Genomic DNA, 23,139 nt, shown 5'->3' with positions numbered 1-23,139 from the left:
TGACCGACATCGAGCCAGACCCAGCACCACCCAGACCCGAGCACCACCCGGACACCATGCACCACCCGGAACTTCAGGAAGGCGAGAGCACATGACGCCCCCGCACAACTACCTCGCCGTAATCAAGGTCGTCGGTATCGGCGGTGGCGGCGTGAACGCGGTCAACCGCATGATCGAGCAGGGACTCAAGGGAGTCGAGTTCATTGCCGTCAACACCGACGCGCAAGCCCTGCTCATGTCGGATGCCGACGTCAAGCTCGACGTCGGCCGCGAACTGACCCGCGGACTCGGCGCCGGCGCAGACCCGGAGGTCGGCCGCAAGGCCGCCGAGGATCACAAGGACGAGATCGAAGAGGTGCTCAAGGGCGCCGACATGGTCTTCGTGACCGCAGGCGAGGGTGGTGGAACCGGTACCGGCGGCGCTCCCGTCGTCGCGAGCATCGCCCGCAAGCTCGGCGCGCTCACCGTCGGTGTCGTCACGCGTCCGTTCTCGTTCGAGGGCAAGCGTCGCGGCAGCCAGGCCGACACCGGAATCCAGACGCTGCGCGAGTCCTGCGACACGCTCATCGTCATCCCCAACGACCGGCTCCTCCAGCTCGGCGACGCCGCCGTCAGCCTCATGGACGCCTTCCGCTCCGCCGATGAGGTGCTCCTCAACGGTGTCCAGGGCATCACCGACCTCATCACCACCCCGGGTCTGATCAACGTCGACTTCGCCGACGTCAAGGGCGTCATGTCGGGTGCCGGCTCGGCCTTGATGGGCATCGGCTCGTCGCGTGGTGAGGGTCGTGCCATCAAGGCCGCGGAGGCCGCGATCAACTCGCCGCTGCTCGAGGCGTCGATGGAAGGCGCGCGCGGCGTGCTGCTGTCGATCGCCGGCGGCTCCGATCTCGGCCTGTTCGAGATCAACGAGGCCGCCTCGCTCGTGCAGGAGGCCGCACACATCGACGCCAACATCATCTTCGGCACGGTCATCGACGACTCGCTCGGCGACGAGGTCCGCGTGACCGTCATCGCCGCAGGTTTCGAGGGCGGGACGCCCGCCCGCCGTCCCGTCGAGGTGGGCCAGCAGCAACCGGGTCAGCAGTCGGGCCAGGGGCAGCAGCCGCAGCAGCAGCAGCAACAGCCGGCCGGTCGGCCCGGCGCGATCGGCGTCGCGCGTGCCGGCGAGCTCGGCCGTCCCGAGCGCGAGACCGTCGAACCCACCCCGGTGCGCGATCAGCCCCCCGTCGGCAACCAGCCGCCGGCCGCAGGCGGCAACGCACCTCGCAGCGTGGACATCGACGACGACGGTGACGACGACGTCGACGTGCCGATCTTCATGCGCCGTTGACGGCTCCGCACCGCCTGCTGCGCGCCCGCCGGGTCGTGACCACACGAGCCGGCGGGGTGTCCGCAGCTCCGTACGACAGTTTCAACCTCGCCGACCACGTCGGCGACGACCCGGCCGCAGTCGCCGCCAACCGGCGGCGGCTCGCGTCCGTCCTCGGGCTGCCGCCGGAGCGGTTCGTCTGGATGGAACAGATCCACAGCCGCAACGTCACGGTGGTCGACGGGCCGGTGCCCGAACCCGTTCCCGCCACCGATGCACTCGTCACGCGCGAGACCGGGCTGGCGCTCGTGACCCTCAGCGCCGACTGCGTGTCGATCCTGCTGTCCGACGAGGGGGCCGGGGTGATCGCCGCCGTGCACGCCGGCCGGGTGGGGGCGCGCATCGGGATCCTCCCGCGCGTGCTCGACGTCATGGTCGATCTCGGCGCCCGCCCCGATCGCATCGGCGCGCTGCTCGGACCCGCCGCGAGCGGCCGGCAGTACGAGGTGCCCGCGGCGATGAGGGCCGATGTCGAGGCACACCTGCCCGGCAGTGCGACCCGCACGAGCCGCGGTACTCCGGGCCTCGACCTGCGTGCCGGACTGCGCCGCCAGCTCGCCGACCACGGCGTGACCGCCGTGGTGGAGGATCCGCGCTGCACGATCGAGGACACCTCCCTGTTCAGCCACCGGCGCTCCGCCCCCACGGGCCGCTTCGCCTCGGTCGTCTGGCTCGAGGAGGGAACGGCGTGAGCGCCCCCACCTCCGAGGGCCGGCGCGACGAACTCGCCGGACGTCTCGCCGCCGTACGCGAGCGGCTCGACGCCGCGGCCCGCGCCGCCGGCCGTGATCCGTCGGACGTCGCGTTGCTGACGGTCACCAAGTTCTTTCCGGCCTCCGACGCCGTGCTCCTCCACGAACTGGGATGCGAACGCTTCGGCGAGTCCCGCGAGCAGGAGGCGAGCGCGAAGATCGCCGAGTTCCGGGAGAGCGTCACCGCGCCGGTCGAGTGGCACATGATCGGGCGGGTGCAGCGCAACAAGGCCCGTGCCGTCGCCCGCTGGGCGCACACGGTGCACTCGGTCGACAGTCTCCGTCTCGTGCAGGCCTTCGAGAAGGGGGTGCGAGCCGCCCTCGACGCCGGCGAACGCACCGCCCCGCTGCGGGCGCTGTTGCAGGTCAGCCTCGACGGCGACCGGGAGCGCGGCGGCGTGGTCGCCGAGGATCTTCCCGCCCTCGCCGAGGCGGTCGCCGCGTCCGAGGTCCTCGAACTCGGAGGCCTGATGGGAGTGCCGCCGCTCGGGTGGGAGCCCGAGCGGGCATTCGAGCAGCTGCACGACATGCATGCACGGTTGCTGCAGGACCACCCGGCTGCGGTGGAGCTGTCCGCCGGCATGTCCGGTGACCTCGAGCACGCGGTTCGATGGGGTTCGACGTGCGTGCGTGTCGGAACGGCGGTCTTGGGGTATCGACCGTTAGCCTGAATGACATCCGCCGCGCGAGGGAAAGGCGATCGATGAGCACACTCCACAAGTTCAAGGCGTACTTCGGGATGGTGCCGCTCGAGGATTACGAGGACGAGTACCTCGACGATCCGGCGAGCGGACGCCGCGACCGTGATCGCGACTACGGCGAGGCGCCCTACGGCGGCTACGCGCCGTCGCACCGCGACGAGTACGCCCCGTCGCACCGCGAGGAACCGGTTCGCGAGTTCGAGCACGACGAGTTCGACCGGTACGAGCCGGCACCGCGTCCTCGGGTCGAACCCATCACGGCCCGCAGCCCCCGTCCGGCGCCCACCCCGGCCCGCGCGGTCCCCAGCCGTGCACCACTGACGGCGGAGAGCCGGCTCGAGCGCGCCGAGCCACGGCGTGGTGCGCTCTTCGACGAGGGAGGTCCGTTGTCCAAGATCACCACGTTGCGCCCCCGCGACTACAGCGAGGCGCGCACGATCGGTGAGCGTTTCCGCGACGGAACGCCGGTCATCATGGACCTCGTCGAGATGAGCAACGCCGACGCCAAGCGACTCGTCGACTTCGCGGCCGGGCTCGCCTTCGCGCTGCGCGGTTCGTTCGACAAGGTGGCCACGAAGGTCTTCCTGCTCTCGCCCGCCGACATCGACGTCTCCGCCGAGGAACGGCGGCGTATCGCCGAGACCGGCTTCTACAACCAGCAGTAGTCGACGCGCGCTGCGCGGACGTGCACACGGCACGTCCGTGGCGGCATGCCCGTCGCCGTCCCTCGAGCGTTCCGACACGCCCGGCCATGATGCAGATCACTGCAGGCCGGGCGTTTCGGTTTTGATCGACCCGTCATCGTCGGGCATTGTGGGCAGGTGGCCGTTTTCGAGGTGCTGTGGTTCCTGCTGTTCATCTTCTGGCTTCTGCTGATCGGACGGATCATCGTCGAGTTCATCAGAACCTTCGCGCGGGAGTGGAAGCCGTCCGGCTTCGTGGTCGTCGTTCTCGAGGCGATCTTCACGGTCACGGATCCGCCGGTGAAGCTGCTGCGGAGACTGATTCCGCCGCTCAATCTCGGTGGTGTACGGCTCGATCTGTCCATCATGGTCTTGCTGTTCATCGTGTATTTCCTCATGGCATTCCTGCCCAGGGGCGGCGCAGCATGAGGCCTGCGTCCGACGTCGTGTCGGGCCGTCCCGGAGCTGCCGTGTGCCACAATGGAGTGCCGTATACAGTGGGTTTTGATACGCGTAACCCACTGTCGATTACTCAGAACGCCTGCTTGACCGCTTACTCGACGCGTGAAGGGATCCTTCCATGCCGCTGACACCAGCTGATGTGCACAATGTCGCGTTCAGCAAGCCTCCGATCGGGAAGCGTGGTTACAACGAGGACGAGGTCGACGCCTTCCTCGATCTCGTCGAGCAGGAGTTGACGAACCTCATCGAGGAGAACGCCGACCTGCGTCAGCGGGTCGCCGAACTCGACCAGGAGCTCGCCGAAGCCAAGAAGGCGCCGCGCAGCGCGTCGTCGTCCGCGCCGGCGGCCCCGTCCAAACCCGAACCCGCACGTGTCGTCGAGACACCCAAGCCGGAACCCGCTCCGGCGCCGGCTCCGGCACCCGCCCCGGTCGCCGCTGCGCCGTCGAGCGGCGACGCGAGCATGCAGGCCGCCAAGGTCCTCGGGCTCGCGCAGGAGATGGCCGACCGCCTCACCGGCGACGCCAAGGCCGAGGCCGAGGAGCTCGTGCGTAACGCCCGGACCAACTCCGAGCAGCTCGTCTCCGACGCCCGCACCCGCAGCGAGGCGATGATCGCCGACGCGCGGCAGAAGTCCGACGCGATGCTCGCCGATGCGCGGACCCGTTCGGAGACCCAGTTGCGTCAGGCCAAGGAGAAGGCCGACGCGCTGCAAGCGGACGCGGAGAAGAAGCACACCGAGATCATGGCCACGATCAACCAGCAGCGTTCGGTGCTGGAGGAGCGTATCGAGCGGCTCAAGACGTTCGAGCGCGAATACCGGGTGCGCCTGAAGTCCTACCTGGAGTCGCAGCTCGAAGAGCTCGAGCAGCGCGGTTCCGCCGTTCCGGTGGACGGTGGACAGGAAGTGTTCAACCAGTCCAACTCGTCGTCGTCGTTCGGATCGTCGTCCTTCGCGAAGGGCAACAGCTGACCGACGGTCTCTCCGGCTGGTGCTGTACGGCCTGGTGCTGTACCTCGGTAGAGGAGGAGCGTCGTGCTCGTCGTCACGCTGGTACTCGCAGCTGTCGGATTCGGTCTTCTCGTGATCGCGTTGATGACCGGTTCGGTGCTCTGGGCATGGGGTTGTATCGCGGTGTGCGTCGTGGGAGCGGTGCTCCTGCTGGCGAGCGCACTCGGCGGACGGAGTTCGGCCGAAGGTGAGTGGGCCGATCCCCGTTCCGTCGGGCAGGCCGGAGCCTCGGGCGGACGTCCCGGTCGGCGTGCACCGCGCCGGCGTCCCGGCGACCGGAATTCTTCGGATCGCTGAAGCGTCCTACAATATGCATCACCGAGCGTGAAGCTCGATCCCGCGATCGCGGGCGGCGTCGATCCGGCCATCACCGGGGAGCCTCCGGAAGAACGGCGACCTTGCCGGTCGCCCAGTAGAACCGGACGGGTGGGCCCGTCACAGCCCGAACGAGTGGCCGTCCCTCGGGACGTGCAAGCGGGGTGGTACCGCGGTGGCCGTGCACGCGCACGGCGATCGTCCCCGTGCCGAGACGTATCCAGGCACGGAGGAGCCACGCTGTGACCGAGAACCACGCTGCACCGGATCCCACCGCAGCAACCGCCGGCAGTACTGCCGGATATCCGCGCGTCGACTACGACCTGCCGCGCGATTCGGGTGTCGACTTCCCGGCGCTCGAAGAGCGTGTGCTCGCGCAGTGGGCCTCCGACGGTACCTTCGAGGCGTCGCTGCGCAACCGTGACGGCGCCGACGAGTTCGTCTTCTACGACGGCCCGCCCTTCGCGAACGGCCTCCCGCACTACGGGCACCTGCTCACCGGCTACGTCAAGGACGTCGTCCCGCGCTTCCAGACCATGCTCGGGAAGAAGGTCGACCGCCGCTTCGGCTGGGACTGCCACGGCCTGCCCGCCGAGCTCGAAGCGGAGAAGCAGCTCGGCATCAAGGACAAGTCCGAGATCGATTCGATGGGCCTGGCCGAGTTCAACGCCTACTGCAAGCAGTCGGTGCTGCGCTACACCGGTGAGTGGCGCGACTACGTCACCCGTCAGGCCCGCTGGGTCGACTTCGACAACGACTACAAGACCCTCGACCTCGACTTCATGGAGTCGGTCATGTGGGCGTTCAAGTCGCTGTACGAGAAGGGCCTGATCTACCAGGGCTTCCGGGTGCTGCCCTACAGCTGGTACGAGCAGACGCCGCTGTCGAACCAGGAGACCCGTCTCGACGACGCCTACAAGATGCGTCAGGACCCGGCGGTCACCGTCGACATGGTGCTGCGTGCACCCGGTTCCGAACTCGACGGCGCGTGCGCGCTCATCTGGACCACCACGCCGTGGACCCTGCCGTCCAACCTCGCGATCGCGGTGCACCCCGAGATCGAGTACGTCGCCGTGCGTGGCGCCGACGACAAGACCTACCTGCTCGCGCAGGATCGTCTCGGCCACTACGCCCGCGAACTCGGCGAGGAACCCGACGTGCTCGGCCGTTACCGCGGCACCGACCTCGTCGGTCTCGCCTACGAGCCGCCCTTCGACTTCTTCGCCGGCCGTGAGAACGCGCACCGGGTGATCGCCGCCGACTACGTCACCACCGAGTCCGGTACCGGAATCGTCCACCTCGCACCGGCTTTCGGTGAAGAGGACATGGAGTACTGCCAGCGCAACGGCATCGAGCTCGTGCAGCCGCTCGATCCGGGCGGCAAGTTCACCTCGATGGTGCCGCCGTACGAGGGCCTGCAGGTCTTCGACGCCAACCCGGTCATCATCAAGGACCTCAAGGCCGCCGGAAAGCTGTTGCGGCACGAGACCATCGAGCACTCCTACCCACACTCGTGGCGGTCGGGTCAGCCGCTGATCTACATGGCGGTGCCGTCGTGGTTCGTCGCCGTCACCCGTTTCCGCGACCGCATGGTCGAGCTCAACCAGCAGATCACGTGGGTGCCCGAGCACATCCGCGACGGTCAGTTCGGCAAGTGGCTCGAAGGTGCCCGTGACTGGAACATCAGCCGTAACCGCTACTGGGGCAGCCCGATCCCGGTATGGATCTCGGACGACCCGGAGTACCCGCGCGTCGACGTCTACGGTTCGCTCGACGAACTCGAACGCGACTTCGGCGTGCGGCCCACCGACCTGCACCGGCCGATGATCGACGAACTGACCCGGCCGAATCCCGACGACCCGACCGGGAAGTCGACCATGCGTCGCGTCCCCGAGGTCCTCGACTGCTGGTTCGAGTCCGGCTCGATGCCGTTCGCCCAGGTGCACTATCCCTTCGAGAACCGCGACTGGTTCGACACGCACTACCCGGGCGACTTCATCGTCGAGTACAACGGGCAGACCCGCGGCTGGTTCTACACGCTGCACGTCCTGGCCACCGCGCTGTTCGACCGTCCTGCCTTCAAATGCGTTGCCGCGCACGGCATCGTCCTCGGCGACGACGGCCTGAAGATGAGCAAGTCGAAGGGCAACTATCCCGACGTCAACGAGGTCTTCGCCCGCGACGGTTCCGACGCGATGCGCTGGTTCCTCATGTCCTCGCCGATCCTGCGCGGCGGCAATCTCGTCGTCACCGAACAGGGCATCCGCGAGGGTGTGCGGCAGGCGCTGCTGCCGTTGTGGAACGCGTGGAGCTTCCTGCAGCTGTACGCGTCGAAGCCGGGCACCTGGCGGACCGATTCGACGAACGTGCTCGACCGGTACATCCTCGCCAAGCTCGCGCAGACCCGCGACGTCATCACCGAGGCGCTCGAGGCCGTCGACATCGCCGGGGCGTGCGACGAGCTGCGCACCTTCTGCGACGCGCTGACCAACTGGTACGTGCGCCGCTCGCGGAACCGGTTCTGGGACGAGGACACCGACGCGATCGACACCCTCCACACGGTGCTCGAGGTCGTCACGCGCCTGGCCGCGCCGCTGCTGCCGATGGCGTCCGAGGTGATCTGGCGGGGTCTGACCGGTGGCCGGTCGGTGCACCTGGCGGACTGGCCGGCGTCCGACGACCTGCCCTCGGATCCCGCGCTCGTCGCGGCGATGGACGAGGTGCGCGGGGTGTGCTCGACCGTGCTGTCGCTGCGTAAGGCCCAGAAGCTGCGCGTGCGACTCCCGCTGCCCGAGGTCACGGTCGCGACGCCGGGCTCGTCGCATCTCGATCCGTTCGTCGACCTCATCAAGGACGAGGTCAACGTCAAGCGGGTCGTGACCACCGACGACGTCGAGGCCCACGGCCGGTTCGAGGTGGTCGTCAACGCACGTGCCGCCGGTCCCCGTCTCGGCAAGGACGTGCAGAAGGTCATCAAGGCCGTCAAGGCGGGCGACTGGACGCAGGCGGAGGACGGCACGGTCACCGCGGCCGGCATCGCCCTGCTGCCCGAGGAGTACACCAGCCGTCTCGTCGCGGCCGAGCCGGAATCCACCGCCGCGCTGCCGGGTGGCAACGGCCTGGTGGTCCTCGACACGACCGTCACCGAGGAACTCGAGGCCGAGGGCTGGGCCAAGGACCGCATCCGCGAATTCCAGGACGCGCGCCGCAACCTCGGCCTGGAGGTCTCCGACCGCATCTCGGTGCGGTTCGAGGTTCCGGCCGAACGCGCCGAATGGGCCGACCGCCACCGGGATCTGATCGCCGGCGAGATCCTCGCCACGACCTTCGAGCTCGGCGCCCCCGAAGGCGAGGCGATCGAACTCGGCGAAGGAACCCGCGCGTCCATCGTCAGGGCGTGACCGGGCCGGTGCTTCCGGAAGGACCGAGCGTCCTTCCGGAAGCACCGACCTGCGGCCTCCCACCGGACGTGTGGGTGCGGCGCACTAGTCTCGACACGTGCCCGCTTCCGTGAGTCGGCGCTGGGTGTTGCACCTGGATCTCGACGCGTTCTTCGCGTCCGCCGAGCAGTTGACCCGGCCGACCCTGCGGGGCCGGCCGGTCCTCGTCGGTGGGCTCGGTGCCCGCGGGGTGGTGGCCGGCGCGAGCTACGAGGCCCGCGTCTACGGTGCGCGCTCTGCCATGCCGATGAGCCGGGCACGGCGCCTCGTCGGACCGGCGGCGGTCGTGCTGCCTCCGCGCGGAATCCTCTACCGCGAACTGAGCGGACTCGTCTTCGACACCCTGCGCGCCCGGATCCCGATCCTCGAGACCCTCTCTCTCGACGAGGCGTTCGCCGAACCTCTCGAACTCGCCGGCGCCGACGCCGACGAGGTCGAACGCTTCTGTTCCGAGTTACGCGAACACGTCAGGGAGAAAACAGGTCTCGTCGCCTCCATCGGGGCCGGATCGGGTAAGCAGATCGCGAAGATCGGGTCCGGTCTCGCGAAACCGGACGGGCTGCTCGTCGTCCGGCCCGAAGGCGAACTCCCGTTGCTGCACAGCCTGCCGGTGCGCAAGCTGTGGGGGATCGGTCCGGTGGCCGAGGACCGGTTGCGGCGACTCGGCATCGAGACCATCGGAGATCTCGCGGCGCTGCCCGTCGCCGAGGCGGCGTCGATCCTCGGCGGCACCATCGGGCCGGGACTGCACCGGCTCGCCAACGGATTCGACGACCGGCCCGTCGCGGAGCGCGCCGAGGCGAAACAGGTCAGCGCCGAGACCACCTTTCCCACGGACATCGTCGCGATGCCCGGACTGCGGCGGGCGATCGCCGCGTCGGCGACCGCCGCGCACACACGCCTGCGCAAGGACGGGCGTGCCGCCCGCACGGTGGTGCTCAAGCTGCGCAAGGCCGACATGTCGGTGCTCACCCGGTCGTCGACCCTGCCCTACGCCACCGAGGACATGCAGGTGCTCACCGCCGCCGCCCAGCGACTCGCGCTCGATCCCCTCGAGATCGGCCCCGTCCGGCTCGTCGGGGTGGGCTATGCGGGTCTGTCCGCTATCGCGCAGGACACCCTGTTCCCCGAACTCGACCGGACGACGACCGAGGAGACCGGACCGGCAGAGGAGGACGACGAGGAGCGCGTCGCGGCGAGCGGACCGGCCACCCGGTGGACGCCGGGCGCCGACGTCTGCCATCCCGAATTCGGGCACGGATGGGTGCAGGGCGCGGGCCACGGCGTGGTCACCGTCCGCTTCGAGACACGCAGCACGGGTCCGGGACCAGCACGGACGCTCGACGAGAACGATCCCGACCTCGGCGTCGCCGACCCGCTCGCGAGCCTGAACTGAAACATGTTCCCGGCGCCCTCATGGTCTTCTTACTACCGCCGGGTACTCTTGCGGGCGATCCGCTGCCGGATGACCGAGCACGACGAACACATCGTGCACGACCGAACGAGAAGGACGAGAAGTTGAAGCTTCGCAAGATCACCGTCGCCACCGTGGCGCTCGCCGCCGCCCTCACGATGTCCGCCTGCAGCTCGGACGACGGCGGTAGCTCCTCCGAGACGACCGCGAAGACCAGCACGACCACGACCGCCGCGGCTCCGGCCGTCGACTACCCGCCGGTGCCCACCGTCGAGGAGCTCAACGCCGACCTCGCGCGCGCCTTCGACCTGAGCGTCCCGGCCGCCGAGAAGACCGACCTGGTCCAGGGCGCCGAGGAGGATCCGGAGCTGATCAACATGGTCGCCCAGGCGGCCAACGACGCCGGCGTGCAGGTCAACGTCGTCGACGTGACCGACAACGAGAACGGCACGATCACCGCCGGTGTCGAGATGGCGCTCGCGGGCAGCGACCAGCCGTCCTTCGGAACGGTCGACTTCGTCGCCGAGGACGACACCTGGAAGGTGTCGAAGGACTATGCGTGCTCCATCGTCATCAACATGGCGCAGCTGCAGTCCCCGGCCTGCGCATGATGTAGTACTCGTCCCGAACGAACCGACGGCCGGCGCGGATCATCCGCGCCGGCCGTCGGCGTTCGTCCATCTTCCGGACTACCGATCCGGGGTGTTCCAGCCCACGCGGTCGACCTGCGACTGCGACAGGCGTGTTCCGCCGTCCGGCTCGACGTAGGTCTGATCGCCCCGCACCGTCAGTTCTCCGCCGACGGGCAGGGGGAGCGACGCGTCGATCGTCATCGACCCCTCACCGGCCATCGTGTACTGCTCGATGTCGAGACGGCCCTGTCCGTTCGGCAGCACCCAGGTGGACTCGCGCGGTGTCTGTTCGACCCTCACGTCGACCGTGATGCGGTCGTCCTCCCGCTCGACGAGCGTCGCCGTCCCGACCTGGTCGAGGGTGATGCCCGCGCTCATCACCTGCTGGTGGATCTCCCACACCGCGCCCACCCCGACGGCTTCGTCCGGGAACGAGACGATGCGATAGACGGCCTGGTAGAAGGCCTGCTCGATCGCCGACCGTGCGATGTTCGCAGCATCGGGAGCGGGCTCGAGGCGCAGCGCACTGATCGCGCCGGTCGGCCCGATCGTCAGTCCGGCTCCGGAACCCTCGGCATCGGACAGTGCCGACCCGAGCGTCTCGTCCGGCGATGTCGCCGATCCGACGGTGATGTCGACCACGGTGCTCGGGTCCTCGCCGGAGACCGCTCGCTCGACCGTCGCCGAGAGCGGAAGGGTCAGCTCGGGAGTGGAGAAGTCCTGCTGCGGGTCGTCGCCGACGCGCTGGAAGACCTCGGATCGGGTGGTGAGGACGACGCTCTGCTGCACCCCCGCCTCGGGTGCGAGCCGCACCACCGATCGGGGTTCGGCACCGGGGTCGAGCACCGTCGTGGTCACCGCCGACACCGGCACCGTCACCTCCGTCGATGTCGCCGCCGTGACGGCGGGCGCGCCGTCCGAAGGACCACCGCAACCGGCGACGAGAGCGGAGAGGGACAGCACAGCCGCGAGGGCACACGGCCCCGAGCGGGGGAATCTGGACAGCGCAGGCACGCCACCCAGGGTAGCCACGACGGGAGGGGGAACCGCCGCGGTCGTCCGGTAGGGGATGATGGAGCGGTGACGAACGAAGCTTCCCGACCCGACCGCGACGCGGAGACGCCGGTTCCCGGTCGTGCCGACGAGCCGGCGCCGCCCCCCTCCGTCGGCCGGCGCATGCTGCGGCCGCTGCTGCTCGTGGCGCTCGTCGTCTACGTCGCGGATCTGGTGACGAAGGTGCTCGCCGTCCACTACATCGACCCAGCCGACCCGATCTCGATCGTCGGCGACACAGTCACCCTGACACTCGTCCGCAATCCCGGTGCCGCGTTCTCCATGGCCACGGGCATGACCTGGCTGCTCACGCTGGTCGCGATCGCCGTTGTCGTCGGCGTCGTGAAGATCGGTCGGACCCTGAGATCGCGGTGGTGGGCGCTCGGCCTCGCCCTCGTCCTCGGGGGAGCGCTCGGCAATCTCACCGACCGTCTGTTCCGCTCGCCCGGACCGCTGCAGGGCCACGTCGTCGACTTCGTGTCGGTCGGATGGTGGCCGGTGTTCAACGTCGCCGACTCGGCCATCGTGTGCGGAGCGATCCTGCTCGTGGCCCTGACCATCTTCGGCGTCGAACCCGACGGTGGTGCCTCGCAGGGCCCGGGCGCAGCGCCGGATGCGGACGAAACGAGAAAGGAATCACACCAGTGAGGGAAACCCGCGCGATGCCCGTACCCGACGGGCTCGACGGGATGCGTGTCGATGCAGGCCTCGCGCGCCTGCTCGGTCTGTCCCGGACCGTGGTCGCCACGCTCACCGAGGAGGGCGCCGTCGTGGTCGACGGCGCGGCGATGGGCAAGTCCGACCGACTGTCCGCCGGCTCCTGGCTCGAGGTGGAACTGCCCGAGCCGCCCCGCCCCCTGACCATCGAGGCCCAGCCCGTCGAGGGCATGGAGATCCTCTACGCCGACGACGACATCGTCGCGGTCGACAAGCCCGTGGGTGTCGCCGCCCACGCGAGCGTCGGCTGGACCGGACCGACCGTGATCGGCGGCCTCGCCGCAGCCGGCTACCGGATCTCCACGTCCGGCGCCCACGAACGCCAGGGCATCGTGCACCGGCTCGACGTGGGCACCTCCGGCGTCATGGTGGTCGCGACGTCCGAACGCGCCTATACCGTCCTCAAGCGCGCCTTCAAGGAACGCACGGTCGACAAGCGGTACCACGCGCTCGTCCAAGGGCATCCCGACCCGAGCAGCGGCACCATCGACGCACCGATCGGCCGCCACCGCAGCAGCGACTGGAAGTTCACGGTCACCGCCGACGGCAAGCCCAGCGTGACGCACTACGACACGATCGAGGCGTTCCAGGCCGCGAGCCTGCTCGACATCCACCTCGAGACCGGTCGCACCCATCAGATCCGGGTGCACTTCTCGGCACTGCGTCACCCCTGCTGCGGCGACCTCACCTACGGAGCCGACCCGCGTCTCGCGGCGCGTCTCGGCCTCGAACGGCAGTGGCTGCACGCGTGCACCCTCGGGTTCTCGCACCCGACGCGCGGGCACTGGGTCGAGATCACCAGCAAGTACCCTCCGGATCTCGAACACGCGCTCGCCGTGTTGCGCAACGCCTGACCGATGGGACGTGTCCTGCCCTGGGCGGCGGTCGTCGTTCTCGTCGTCGCCGTGCTCGTCGCCGGGTGGACCTCACCGCCGCGGACGGCCCCCGTGGGGAGCGACACCCTCGGCCCCGACAACGGGGAAGTGGTCGCCGACTATCTGGCACGGGCCGCGGACAGCCTGACCGAGGCCGAAGCGGACGGAGACCTCGAGCACTGGGGACTGGTGTCGTTCACCGACGCCGTCGGCATCGACCGGGTCGTCGAACTCACCGACGAGGTGCGCGTGGCGCAGGTGCTCCTCCGTGTGCCGATCGACCGCGTCCAGACACCACTGGTGCCGGTCGCGGTGCCGGAGAACCCGGAGGCGGTGCGTCGTGCCCCTTCGGTCGCCGCGGGCCGGCTGAGCCTGGTGGAGTTCGGGACCGAACGCGCCGCGCGGGTCGGGGCGGTCTCCGCGCAGCGCCTCGCCGACGGCTGCGACTGCGTCGTCGCGGCGGTGCTCCGTGGCACTCCCGCGCAGTTCCGGGCCGTCGTCGACGCCCCGGACGTGCGGGCCGTGGAGGTCCTGCCCGCAGACGCGATCGCGGGACGCTTCGCGGTGACCCCGCTGCTGCCCACCCACGTCGAGACGGTCGTGCCCGGCCCGGACGACGGGGAGGTGTGACGGTGCGGTGCGATCCGTCTCGAAACGGCGGTGTCTCGGAACGGCGGTGTCTCGGAACGGCGGTGTCTCCGGACGACAGCGCACCGGCGGCGCCGTAGGGTGAGCCGGTGAGCGACTCGGGGGATCGGAACGACTCGGGGCAGCGGAACATCGTGCGCACCGGGGTGCTGTGCGGTCTGGGCGCCTACGGATTGTGGGGACTGTTCCCCGCCTACTTCGGTCTGCTCGAACCCGCCGGCGCCGTCGAGATCCTCGCGCACCGCGTGCTGTGGACCCTCGTGCTCATGCTGATCGTGCTCGGCGTCATGGGACGCCTGGGCACCCTGCGCGGCCTGTCGGCCCGCACCTGGGGCCTGGTCGCCGCGGCGTCCACCGCGATCGCGGTCAACTGGGGCGTCTACATCTACGGCGTCGTCTCGGGCCGGGTCGTGGAGACCGCACTCGGCTACTTCATCAACCCGCTCGTCAGCGTGGTGTTCGGTGTCCTGTTCTTCCGGGAACGACTGCGGCCGGCGCAGATCGCGGCGCTGGTGCTCGCGGTGTGCGCGGTGGTGGTCATCACCGTCGACTACGGCAGACCCCCGATCATCGCCCTGACCCTGGCGCTGTCGTTCGCGTCCTACGGGGTGATCAAGAAGATCGTGCCGCTCGATCCGCGCACGTCCCTGACAGGGGAGGGGATCGTCGCGGCCCCGTTCGCGCTCGGGTACGTGATCTTCCTCGCGGTGACCGGCACCGGCACCTTCCTCGGGCACGGCATCGATCACACCGCCCTGCTCGTGTCGGCGGGTCTGGTGACCGCAGTGCCGCTGCTGCTCTTCGGCGCGGCCGCACAACGGGTCCCGCTCGCGACACTCGGCATGCTGCAGTACCTCACGCCGAGCCTGCAGATGACGTGGGGTGTGGTGGTGCTCGGGGAGGACATGCCCGCCTCGCGGTGGATCGGTTTCGTCCTGATCTGGATCGCACTGGCGGTGTACAGCACGGACGCGCTCGTGCGGGCCCGTCGTCAGCGTGCCGTGGTCACCGCGGAGCCTCGCGCGGCTTAGACTCGTCTCTGCCCACAGACATCCCGGGAGAGGCACGCGTGGCTGACTCGTTCGTTCATCTGCACACCCACACCGAGTACTCGATGCTCGACGGTGCCGCGAAGGTCGGACCGTTGTTCAAGGAGGCCGAACGGCTGGGGATGCCGGCCGTGGGCATGACCGACCACGGAAACATGTACGGCGCCAGCGAGTTCTACAACGTCGCCAAGAAGTTCGGCATCAAGCCGATCATCGGCATCGAGGCGTACGTCGCGCCGGAGTCGCGCTTCTCCACCAAGCGTGTGCAGTGGGGCGATCCCGGCCAGAAGTCCGACGACGTCTCCGGCTCGGGTGCCTACACCCACATGACGATGGTCGCCGAGAACTCGACGGGCCTGCGGAACCTGTTCAAGCTGTCCTCCCTCGCATCGATCGAGGGTCAGCTCGGCAAGTGGGCCCGTATGGACGAAGAGCTCATCGCCCACCATCACGAGGGCATCATCGCCACGACCGGCTGCCCGTCGGGCGAGATCCAGACGCGCCTGCGCCTCGGCCACGAGCGTGAAGCGCTCGAGGCCGCCGCGAAGTGGCAGGAGATCTGGGGCAAGGACAACTTCTTCCTCGAGCTGATGGACCACGGCCTGTCCATCGAGCGTCGTGTGCGCGAGGGTCTGGTCGAGATCGGCCGCAAGCTCGACATCCCGCCGCTCGTGACCAACGACTGCCACTACGTCACCAAGGATGCGGCCGCGAACCACGAGGCGCTGCTGTGCATCCAGACCGGTAAGACCCTCTCCGATCCCACCCGGTTCAAGTTCGACGGCGACGGCTACTACCTCAAGTCGGCGCAGGAGATGCGCGAGCAGTGGGACCGCGAGGTGCCGGGCGCGTGCGACAACACGCTGCTCATCGCCGAGCGCGTGCAGTCCTACGAGGACGTGTGGACCCACCGCGACCGGATGCCGATCTTCCCGGTGCCGGAAGGGGAGACGCAGGCGAGCTGGTTGCACAAGGAGGTCATGCGCGGCCTCGACCGTCGCTTCCCCGCCGGCCCGCCCCGCGAGTACGTCGAGCGCGCCGAGTACGAGATCAGCGTCATCAACCAGATGGGCTTCCCCGCCTACTTCCTCGTCGTCGGCGACCTCATCAACCACGCCCGCGAGGTCGGCATCCGCGTCGGCCCCGGCCGTGGTTCGGCCGCCGGTTCGCTCGTCGCCTACGCGATGGGCATCACCAACATCGACCCGATCCCGCACGGTCTGCTGTTCGAGCGGTTCCTCAACCCCGAGCGCGTGTCGATGCCCGATATCGATATCGACTTCGACGATCGCCGCCGCGGTGAGATGGTGCGCTACGCCACCGAGCGGTGGGGCAACGACAAGGTCGCCCAGGTCATCACGTTCGGCACCATCAAGACGAAGGCCGCGATCAAGGACTCCGCGCGAGTGCAGTTCGGCCAGCCCGGATTCGCGATCGCCGACCAGATCACCAAGGCCCTGCCGCCGCCGATCATGGCGAAGGACATCCCGGTCTCGGGTATCACCGACCCGAGCCACGAGCGGTACAAGGAAGCCGCCGAGGTCCGCCAGCTCATCGAGTCCAACCCGGACATCAAGAAGATCTACGACACCGCGCTCGGTCTCGAGGGCCTGATCCGCAACGCCGGCGTCCACGCCTGCGCGGTGATCATGTCGTCCGAACCGCTCATGGACGCGATCCCGCTGTGGAAGCGCGCGCAGGACGGCGCGATCATCACCGGCTGGGATTATCCGTCCTGCGAGGCCATCGGTCTGCTGAAGATGGACTTCCTCGGTCTGCGCAACCTCACCGTCATCGGCGACGCGATCGAGAACATCAAGGTCAACCGCGGGATCGATCTCGACCTCGACACTCTCCCGCTGGAGGATCCGGCGACCTACGAACTGCTCGCGCGCGGCGACACGCTCGGCGTGTTCCAGCTCGACGGCAGCGCCATGCGCGACCTGCTGCGCCGCATGCAGCCCACCGGCTTCGAGGACATCGTCGCCGTGCTCGCGCTGTATCGCCCCGGCCCGATGGGCATGAACGCGCACAACGACTACGCCGACCGCAAGAACGGGCGGCAAGAGGTCAAGCCGATCCACCCCGAGCTCGAGGAACCGCTGAAGGAGATCCTCGCCGACACCTACGGCCTGATCGTCTACCAGGAGCAGATCATGCAGATCGCTCAGAAGGTGGCCGGTTACTCGCTCGGACAGGCAGACCTGCTGCGTCGCGCGATGGGTAAGAAGAAGAAGGAGATCCTCGACGAGGCCTACGACGGCTTCGCCCAGGGCATGAAGGACAACGGCTTCTCGCAGGCGGCGATCACCGCGCTGTGGGACACCGTTCTGCCCTTCGCCGGCTACGCGTTCAACAAGTCGCACGCCGCCGGCTACGGTCTCGTCTCGTTCTGGACCGCCTACCTCAAGGCGAACTACCCGGCCGAGTACATGGCCGGTCTGCTCACCTCCGTGGGCGACGACAAGGACAAGGCCGCGGTCTACCTGTCCGACTGCCGCAAGATGGGCATCACCGTGCTGCCCCCGGACGTCAACGAGTCGCACACCAACTTCATGTCGGTGGGCGAGGACATCCGGTTCGGCCTCGGCGCCGTCCGCAACGTCGGCACGAACGTCGTGGCCTCGATCATCAAGGGGCGGGAGGAGAAGGGTCGCTACACCGACTTCTCCGACTATCTCAACAAGATCGACACCGTCGCGTGTTCGAAGAAGGTCACCGAATCCCTCATCAAGGCAGGCGCATTCGACTCGCTCGGACACCCGCGCAAGGGATTGATGCTCGTCCACGCCGACGCGATCGACGCGGTGATGAGCACGAAGAAGGCCGAGGCGATCGGCCAGTTCGACCTGTTCGGCGGCGACGACGCCGACGAGTCCGTCGCCGCGGTGTTCAACGTCCGCATCCCCGAGGAGGAATGGGACACCAAGCACCGCCTCGCCCTCGAACGGGAGATGCTCGGCCTCTACGTCTCCGGGCACCCGCTCAACGGCGTCGAGCACGTGCTCGCGTCGCAGGCCGACACCCAGATCCCCGCGATCCTCGAAGGCGCGCTCAAGGACGGCAGCCAGGTCACCGTCGGCGGCATCCTCGCCTCGGTGAACCGGCGCATCAACAAGAACGGTCTCGCCTGGGCGTCCGCGCAGCTCGAGGACCTCACCGGTGGCATCGAGGTGCTGTTCTTCCCGCAGTCCTACGCCGTCTACGGCATGGACGTCGTGGAGGACTCGGTGGTGCTGGTCAAGGCCCGGGTGTCGATCCGCGACGACCGGATCTCCCTGATCGCCAACGATCTCGTCGTCCCCGACCTCTCGCAGATCGGGGTGGCGAAGCCGGTGTCGGTGTCGATGCCCACCCGGTTGTGCACCCCCGACAAGGTCGGTGCCCTCAAGAACGTGCTCACGCGCCATCCCGGCTCGTCCGACGTGCACGTGCGGCTCATCACCGGCAGCAAGGTCACCGTCCTCAAGCTCGACGACAGCCTGCGGGTCGAACCGTCGTCGGCGCTGATGGGCGACCTCAAGGCACTGCTCGGGCCGGGCTGCCTGGCCACCTAGCGATCCCGCCGCGCGGCGCGAGCCCTTCGGTGAGCGCCGCGCGGGAAGCCGGGGTCGGCCGGTGCGTCTAGGAACGGAGTGCGTGCTGCTGGATCCTGCGGACCCACCACACGACGACCGTGACCGCAGCGGCACCGAGCACGGCGCTCTGGGTGCTGGTGGTGACGATGAGGACCACGAGCAGGGTGAGAAGGCCCGAAGCGAGTGCTTCGAGCTTGTACAGGGGCCAGATCGTGCCGGCGATGTCCACACCGTCGGTGCGCTCACGTCGTATCCGGGTATCGAGCACGGACATCGCGGTGCACCTCCTGTAGGCAGAGCGGCTGTAGGCCGGGCGGAATCCTTTCTTCAGGATAGGCGCAGGGAAGAGTTCGGGCCACCGAACTCGACGATCGGGCGACGACTGTCACAACGATTGTGTTGACTGGTCGGTATGCCACTGCACGGAGAATACGAACCGAGTCCCGTCGAATGGAGCGCCAAGCAGGTCGAGGAGTACGAGTCGTCGGGCGGAACCCGCGGCACCACCCTCCAGGGGCGGCCGGTCATCATCCTGACCACGGTCGGCGCCAAGTCCGGCAAGCTCCGCAAGATCCCTCTCATGCGAGTCGAGCACGAGGGCAGGTATGCCGCCGTCGCCTCGCTCGGCGGTGCACCGAAGCATCCCGTCTGGTACCACAACATCGTCGCGAATCCGCACGTCGAGGTGAGGGACCACACCGAGGTGTGGGACATGACCGCCCGCGAGGTCCACGGTGAGGAGAAGGCGCAGTGGTGGGAACGTGCCGTCGAGGCGTTCCCGCCCTACGCGGAGTACCAGGAGAAGACCGACCGCGAGATTCCCGTCTTCGTCCTCGAGCCGGTCGAGGGCTCGTAGACCGAGCACCCTCGGACGGACTGTGCTGCCACCCCCTCGATGCGGGTCCCGCCGTGGTGGGCGAATCGGGGGAGTGGCAGCATTGACGGGTGACCTCCACTTCGCGAACAGCAGAACCGATGACTGTGACCGCCGTGCCCTGCGCGGCCGACATCGATGCGGCTGCCGAGCGAATTTCGGAGGCGGTCGCCCCGACGCCGCTCGAGCACAGCCCCCGGCTCTCGGCCCTCGTGGGAGCCAATGTCTACCTCAAGCGTGAGGACCTCACCCGTGTGCGGTCCTTCAAGCTCCGCGGGGCGTACAACGCCATGGCGCAGCTCGACGCGGCCGAGCGCGCCGCGGGCGTCGTCACGGCCAGCGCCGGCAACCACGCGCAGGGCGTCGCCTACGCGTGCCGGGTGATGGGAATCCAGGGCCGCATCTACGTGCCCACCCGCACTCCCAAGCAGAAGCGCGACCGGATCCGTGTTCACGGCGGCGACAGCGTCGAACTCATCGGTGTCGGCGACACCTTCGACGCCGCGGCCGCGGCCGCCGCCGACGATGCGATCCGCACCGGGGCGACGATGATCCCGCCCTTCGACGACGCCCGCACCGCTGCCGGGCAGGGCACCATCGCGCGCGAGATCCTCGAGCAACTCGACGGCGATCTCGACGTGGTGCTCGTCCCCGTCGGTGGGGGCGGCCTCATCGCCGGTGTCGCCGCCTATCTGCGCGAGCGGTCCCCACGCACGTCGATCGTCGGCGTCGAACCGGCCGGCGCAGCATCGATGACCGCCGCGCTGGTCGCGGGCGGTCCCGTCACGCTGCCGGAGGTCGAGCCGTTCGTCGACGGCGCTGCGGTCAAGCGGACCGGCGACGTCCCCTACGCCGTCGTGTCCGAACTCGGTGCCGAGGTCGTGTCCCATTCGAGCCTGCCGCTCGTGGCCACGCTGCGCCGGGAGGGGCTCGGTCGGGCCCCGTTCGGGATGACCCAGATCGACGAGGGTGCGCTGTGCACCACGATGCTCGATCTGTACCAGAACGAGGGCATCATCGCCGAGCCCGCCGGCGCCCTGTCCGTCGCTGCCCTCGAGTCGATCTCGGTGCAGCCCGGAGCGAACGTGGTGTGCCTGGTGTCGGGCGGCAACAACGACGTCTCGCGCTACGGCGAGATCATCGAGCGGTCGCTCGTCCACCGCGGGCTCAAACACTATTTCCTCGTGGACTTCCCCCAGGAACCCGGCGCGCTGCGCCGGTTCCTGGACGAAGTCCTCGGACCGGACGACGACATCACCTTGTTCGAGTACGTCAAGCGCAACAACCGGGAGACCGGTGCTGCCCTCGTCGGTATCGAACTGGGTGCTGCAGAAGACCTGTCGGCCCTGCTCAATCGCATGGATGCGTCGCCGATCGACGCGCAGCGACTCGAGCCGGGGTCGCCGGCCTACCGTTACCTCACCTAGTCGGAGCCGCTACCAGGGCGAGCACACCAGCCAGGGGCCGAACCAGAAGCAGTCGGGACGCCAATGATTGTCCCAACGGCGATCCCAGTCCTTGTTGTGGTGCTTGCCGTGGTCGCGATCCCTCTTGTGATCGTTCTTGTGGTGCTTGTCGTAGTCTCGGTGGTCGTGGTTGACGGCGACGACGCCAGGGGAGGTGTCGACCACCGGTGACGCCGAGGCGACCCCCGCAGGGGCGAGGACGAGTGCGGTGCTGAGGAATACGCTCGCCAGAATCTTCTTGGGTTGCATGGTGATTCACCTCGAGAATTCGACGGTACTTGAGACGGTACTCGCCCACTCGTGGCATAATCAACGACTTTTTCGCCTGACGAACGTTTATCGGCGGGGCGTCTCGGGAGCCTCCAGGACCGCGAACGACCAGCCCGGGATCAGTACTGCGGACTCGGTGCGGTTGACCACCGGTTCGTCCCACCAGAGCAGCGGTTTCCCGCCGACCGGCACGGTGACGGGATCGGGTCCGAGATTGCACGCCACCCGCAGCGCACCGCGGTGTACGACGAGCCATTTCTCGTCCTCGTCGTACGTCACGTGCACGTGCTCGAGCCAGGGATCGGTGAGCTCGGCGCGGTCCCGCCGCAGCGCGATGAGCGCGCGGTAGCACTCCAGCAGCCGGGCGTGCCCGTTCTCGTCGCGTTCGTCCCAGCGCAGCTTCGAGCCGGTGAAGGTCTCCGGAGCCTGCGGGTCGGGTACGTCGGCGGCGTCCCAGCCGTGTTCGGCGAACTCGCGCCGGCGACCCTCGACCACGGCCGCGGCGAGTTCCGGTTCGGGATGCGACGTGAAGTACCGGAAGGGCGTGCTCGCACCCCACTCCTCGCCCATGAACAACATCGGCGTGAACGGGGATGTGAGCACGAGCGCCGCCTTGAGGGCGAGCTGACCGGCTTCGAGATAGGCACCCGGCCGGTCGCCGAGCGCCCGGTTGCCGACCTGATCGTGCGTGCAGGTGTAGGCGACCAGACCGCTCGCCGGCGTGCGCCGGGTGTCGAGCGGGCGTCCGTGGACCCGGCCGCGGAAGCTCGAATACGTCCCGGCGTGGAAGAAGCCGTGCCCGAGCGTGTACGCGAGGCAGTCCAGGGAACCGAAGTCGCCGTAGTAACCCTGCCGTTCACCGGACACCGCCGCGTGGATCGCGTGGTGGACGTCGTCGGCCCACTGCGCGTGCAGTCCGTATCCACCGCCGGGACGGGGAGTGATCAGCTTCGGATCGTTGAGGTCCGATTCGGCGATCAACGACAGGGGACGACCGAGATGGGCGGACAGGCGGAACGTCTCGACCGACAGTTCCTCGAGGAGGTGTGTGGCGGTGTGGTCGATCAGCGCGTGCACGGCGTCGAGCCGGAGCGCGTCGATGTGGAACTCGCGGAACCAGCGCAGCGCATTGTCGAGGATGTACCTGCGCACCTCCCCGGATCCGGGACCGTCGAGGTTGATGTTGTCGCCCCAGATTCCCGGCGCCGCGGAGAGATAGGGGCCGAAGCGCCCCAGATAGTTCCCCGACGGACCGAGATGGTTGTAGACGACGTCGAGTGCCACTGCCAGTCCGCGCGCGTGGGCGGCGTCGACGAAACGCTGCAGGGCGTCGGGGCCGCCGTAGGGTTCGTGCACCGCGTACCAGAGCACGCCGTCGTAGCCCCATCCGTGGGTGCCGTTGAACGCGTTGAGCGGCATGAGTTCGACGAACTCGACACCGAGATCCACGAGTTCGTCGAGACGGTCGATCGCCGAGTCGAGCGTGCCCTCGGGGGTGAAGGTCCCGACGTGCATCTCGTAGACGATGCTTCCCGTCAGTTGTCGGCCGGTCCAGCCGCGGTCGGTCCACTTCGTCTCGTCGAGCACGTGAAGCTGCGACGGCTCGTGCACGCCCTCCGGCTGACGCGGAGATCGCGGGTCGGGAAGGACCGTCCCGGTGTCGTCGTCGAGCACGAAACCGTATCGGGTGTCGGGAGCGACGTCGACGGTGGTGCGCCACCAGCCGTCGTCGTCGCGTTGCATGTCGTGGAGCCGTCCGTCGGCGAACAGCCGGACGGACGACGGGATCGGAGCCCAGACCTCGAAGGTGTGCACTCGACCAGCAT

21 protein-coding genes are annotated in these 23,139 nt (G+C 68.6%); 17 read left to right on the top strand and 4 right to left on the bottom strand.

What is annotated here, in order from left to right; genetic code table 11:
* The first annotated feature begins 91 nt into the window (after positions 1-91).
* The 10 genes from ftsZ (at position 92) to ACWPOC_RS15830 (ending at position 10,762) form a co-directional block, all read left to right on the top strand.
* A complete protein-coding gene (gene ftsZ / locus ACWPOC_RS15875; protein ID WP_120283224.1) occupies positions 92-1,333 on the top strand; it encodes a cell division protein FtsZ in 1,242 nt (413 codons plus the stop codon).
* Positions 1,330-2,064, top strand: a complete 735-nt coding sequence (gene pgeF, locus ACWPOC_RS15870) for a peptidoglycan editing factor PgeF (RefSeq protein ID WP_120283222.1) — start codon at positions 1,330-1,332, stop codon at positions 2,062-2,064. The genes ftsZ and pgeF overlap by 4 nt, the downstream gene beginning before the upstream one ends.
* Positions 2,061-2,795, top strand: coding sequence for a YggS family pyridoxal phosphate-dependent enzyme (locus ACWPOC_RS15865; RefSeq protein ID WP_159418055.1), 735 nt, complete (start codon positions 2,061-2,063; stop codon positions 2,793-2,795). Before pgeF ends, ACWPOC_RS15865 begins: the two co-directional genes overlap by 4 nt.
* A 32-nt stretch (positions 2,796-2,827) precedes the next feature.
* Complete coding sequence (locus tag ACWPOC_RS15860) at positions 2,828-3,490, top strand: cell division protein SepF (protein WP_060652817.1); 663 nt, start codon at positions 2,828-2,830, stop codon at positions 3,488-3,490.
* A 156-nt stretch (positions 3,491-3,646) separates the two neighbouring features.
* Positions 3,647-3,937 (top strand): YggT family protein, encoded by a 291-nt coding sequence (locus ACWPOC_RS15855; RefSeq protein WP_006554132.1) that lies wholly within the window; start codon positions 3,647-3,649, stop codon positions 3,935-3,937.
* 151 nt (positions 3,938-4,088) lie between these two features.
* Complete coding sequence (gene wag31, locus ACWPOC_RS15850; protein ID WP_016691808.1) at positions 4,089-4,943, top strand: DivIVA-like cell division protein Wag31; 855 nt, start codon at positions 4,089-4,091, stop codon at positions 4,941-4,943.
* Between the two features lie 63 nt (positions 4,944-5,006).
* Positions 5,007-5,279: a hypothetical protein gene (locus tag ACWPOC_RS15845; protein WP_120283218.1), complete on the top strand. Its 273-nt coding sequence runs from the start codon at positions 5,007-5,009 to the stop codon at positions 5,277-5,279.
* A 260-nt stretch (positions 5,280-5,539) separates the two neighbouring features.
* On the top strand, positions 5,540-8,698 hold the full coding sequence (gene ileS, locus ACWPOC_RS15840) for an isoleucine--tRNA ligase (protein WP_024101262.1): 3,159 nt from the start codon (positions 5,540-5,542) through the stop codon (positions 8,696-8,698).
* 124 nt (positions 8,699-8,822) lie between these two features.
* Positions 8,823-10,133: a DNA polymerase IV gene (locus ACWPOC_RS15835; protein WP_071935182.1), complete on the top strand. Its 1,311-nt coding sequence runs from the start codon at positions 8,823-8,825 to the stop codon at positions 10,131-10,133.
* 122 nt (positions 10,134-10,255) lie between these two features.
* The gene (locus ACWPOC_RS15830; protein WP_024101260.1) at positions 10,256-10,762 is read left to right on the top strand and encodes a hypothetical protein; all 507 of its coding nucleotides are present in this window, start codon (positions 10,256-10,258) and stop codon (positions 10,760-10,762) included.
* 78 nt (positions 10,763-10,840) lie between these two features.
* Here ACWPOC_RS15830 and ACWPOC_RS15825 read toward each other — a convergent pair whose 3' ends face one another.
* Entirely contained in the window at positions 10,841-11,797 is a 957-nt protein-coding gene (locus tag ACWPOC_RS15825) for a hypothetical protein (RefSeq protein WP_024101259.1), read from the bottom strand.
* Between the two features lie 66 nt (positions 11,798-11,863).
* Here ACWPOC_RS15825 and lspA point away from each other — a divergent pair, with 66 nt between their 5' ends.
* From lspA to dnaE, 5 genes are all read left to right on the top strand, one after another.
* Positions 11,864-12,484 (top strand): signal peptidase II, encoded by a 621-nt coding sequence (lspA, locus tag ACWPOC_RS15820; protein WP_120283214.1) that lies wholly within the window; start codon positions 11,864-11,866, stop codon positions 12,482-12,484.
* Positions 12,485-12,498: 14 nt separating this feature from the next.
* On the top strand, positions 12,499-13,407 hold the full coding sequence (locus ACWPOC_RS15815; protein WP_183070819.1) for an RluA family pseudouridine synthase: 909 nt from the start codon (positions 12,499-12,501) through the stop codon (positions 13,405-13,407).
* A 3-nt stretch (positions 13,408-13,410) separates the two neighbouring features.
* A complete protein-coding gene (locus ACWPOC_RS15810) occupies positions 13,411-14,058 on the top strand; it encodes a hypothetical protein (protein ID WP_455408960.1) in 648 nt (215 codons plus the stop codon).
* 107 nt (positions 14,059-14,165) lie between these two features.
* Positions 14,166-15,107 (top strand): EamA family transporter RarD, encoded by a 942-nt coding sequence (gene rarD, locus ACWPOC_RS15805; RefSeq protein ID WP_455408959.1) that lies wholly within the window; start codon positions 14,166-14,168, stop codon positions 15,105-15,107.
* A gap of 38 nt (positions 15,108-15,145) precedes the next feature.
* Complete coding sequence (dnaE, locus tag ACWPOC_RS15800) at positions 15,146-18,682, top strand: DNA polymerase III subunit alpha (RefSeq protein ID WP_455408958.1); 3,537 nt, start codon at positions 15,146-15,148, stop codon at positions 18,680-18,682.
* A gap of 67 nt (positions 18,683-18,749) precedes the next feature.
* Here the strand turns inward: dnaE and ACWPOC_RS15795 are convergent, their stop codons facing one another.
* The gene (locus tag ACWPOC_RS15795; RefSeq protein ID WP_455408957.1) at positions 18,750-18,977 is read right to left on the bottom strand and encodes a hypothetical protein; all 228 of its coding nucleotides are present in this window, start codon (positions 18,975-18,977) and stop codon (positions 18,750-18,752) included.
* A gap of 138 nt (positions 18,978-19,115) precedes the next feature.
* On the opposite strand from ACWPOC_RS15795, the gene ACWPOC_RS15790 reads away from it, so the two are divergent.
* A complete protein-coding gene (locus ACWPOC_RS15790; RefSeq protein WP_016695726.1) occupies positions 19,116-19,559 on the top strand; it encodes a nitroreductase family deazaflavin-dependent oxidoreductase in 444 nt (147 codons plus the stop codon).
* A gap of 119 nt (positions 19,560-19,678) precedes the next feature.
* Positions 19,679-21,004, top strand: coding sequence for a threonine ammonia-lyase IlvA (gene ilvA, locus ACWPOC_RS15785; protein WP_174247024.1), 1,326 nt, complete (start codon positions 19,679-19,681; stop codon positions 21,002-21,004).
* 9 nt (positions 21,005-21,013) lie between these two features.
* Here ilvA and ACWPOC_RS15780 read toward each other — a convergent pair whose 3' ends face one another.
* A complete protein-coding gene (locus tag ACWPOC_RS15780; RefSeq protein WP_120283202.1) occupies positions 21,014-21,292 on the bottom strand; it encodes a hypothetical protein in 279 nt (92 codons plus the stop codon).
* An 87-nt stretch (positions 21,293-21,379) separates the two neighbouring features.
* Positions 21,380-23,128, bottom strand: coding sequence for a malto-oligosyltrehalose trehalohydrolase (treZ, locus tag ACWPOC_RS15775; RefSeq protein ID WP_455408956.1), 1,749 nt, complete (start codon positions 23,126-23,128; stop codon positions 21,380-21,382).
* Positions 23,129-23,139 lie beyond the last annotated feature (11 nt).

The organism is Rhodococcus sp. 5G237 (assembly GCF_053764735.1).
This window is presented reverse-complemented; position numbering and strand designations above follow the sequence as displayed.

Excerpts from the sequence above, each read along its gene's own strand:
- ACWPOC_RS15860 (WP_060652817.1), top strand. The coding sequence starts at position 2,828 with ATGAGCACACTCCACAAGTTCAAGGCGTACTTCGGGATGGTGCCGCTC.
- ftsZ (WP_120283224.1), top strand. The coding sequence starts at position 92 with ATGACGCCCCCGCACAACTACCTCGCCGTAATCAAGGTCGTCGGTATC.
- ACWPOC_RS15795 (WP_455408957.1), bottom strand. The coding sequence starts at position 18,977 with ATGTCCGTGCTCGATACCCGGATACGACGTGAGCGCACCGACGGTGTG.
- ilvA (WP_174247024.1), top strand. The coding sequence starts at position 19,679 with ATGACTGTGACCGCCGTGCCCTGCGCGGCCGACATCGATGCGGCTGCC.
- wag31 (WP_016691808.1), top strand. The coding sequence starts at position 4,089 with ATGCCGCTGACACCAGCTGATGTGCACAATGTCGCGTTCAGCAAGCCT.
- ACWPOC_RS15790 (WP_016695726.1), top strand. The coding sequence starts at position 19,116 with ATGCCACTGCACGGAGAATACGAACCGAGTCCCGTCGAATGGAGCGCC.
- ACWPOC_RS15810 (WP_455408960.1), top strand. The coding sequence starts at position 13,411 with ATGGGACGTGTCCTGCCCTGGGCGGCGGTCGTCGTTCTCGTCGTCGCC.
- ACWPOC_RS15815 (WP_183070819.1), top strand. The coding sequence starts at position 12,499 with ATGCCCGTACCCGACGGGCTCGACGGGATGCGTGTCGATGCAGGCCTC.
- ACWPOC_RS15780 (WP_120283202.1), bottom strand. The coding sequence starts at position 21,292 with ATGCAACCCAAGAAGATTCTGGCGAGCGTATTCCTCAGCACCGCACTC.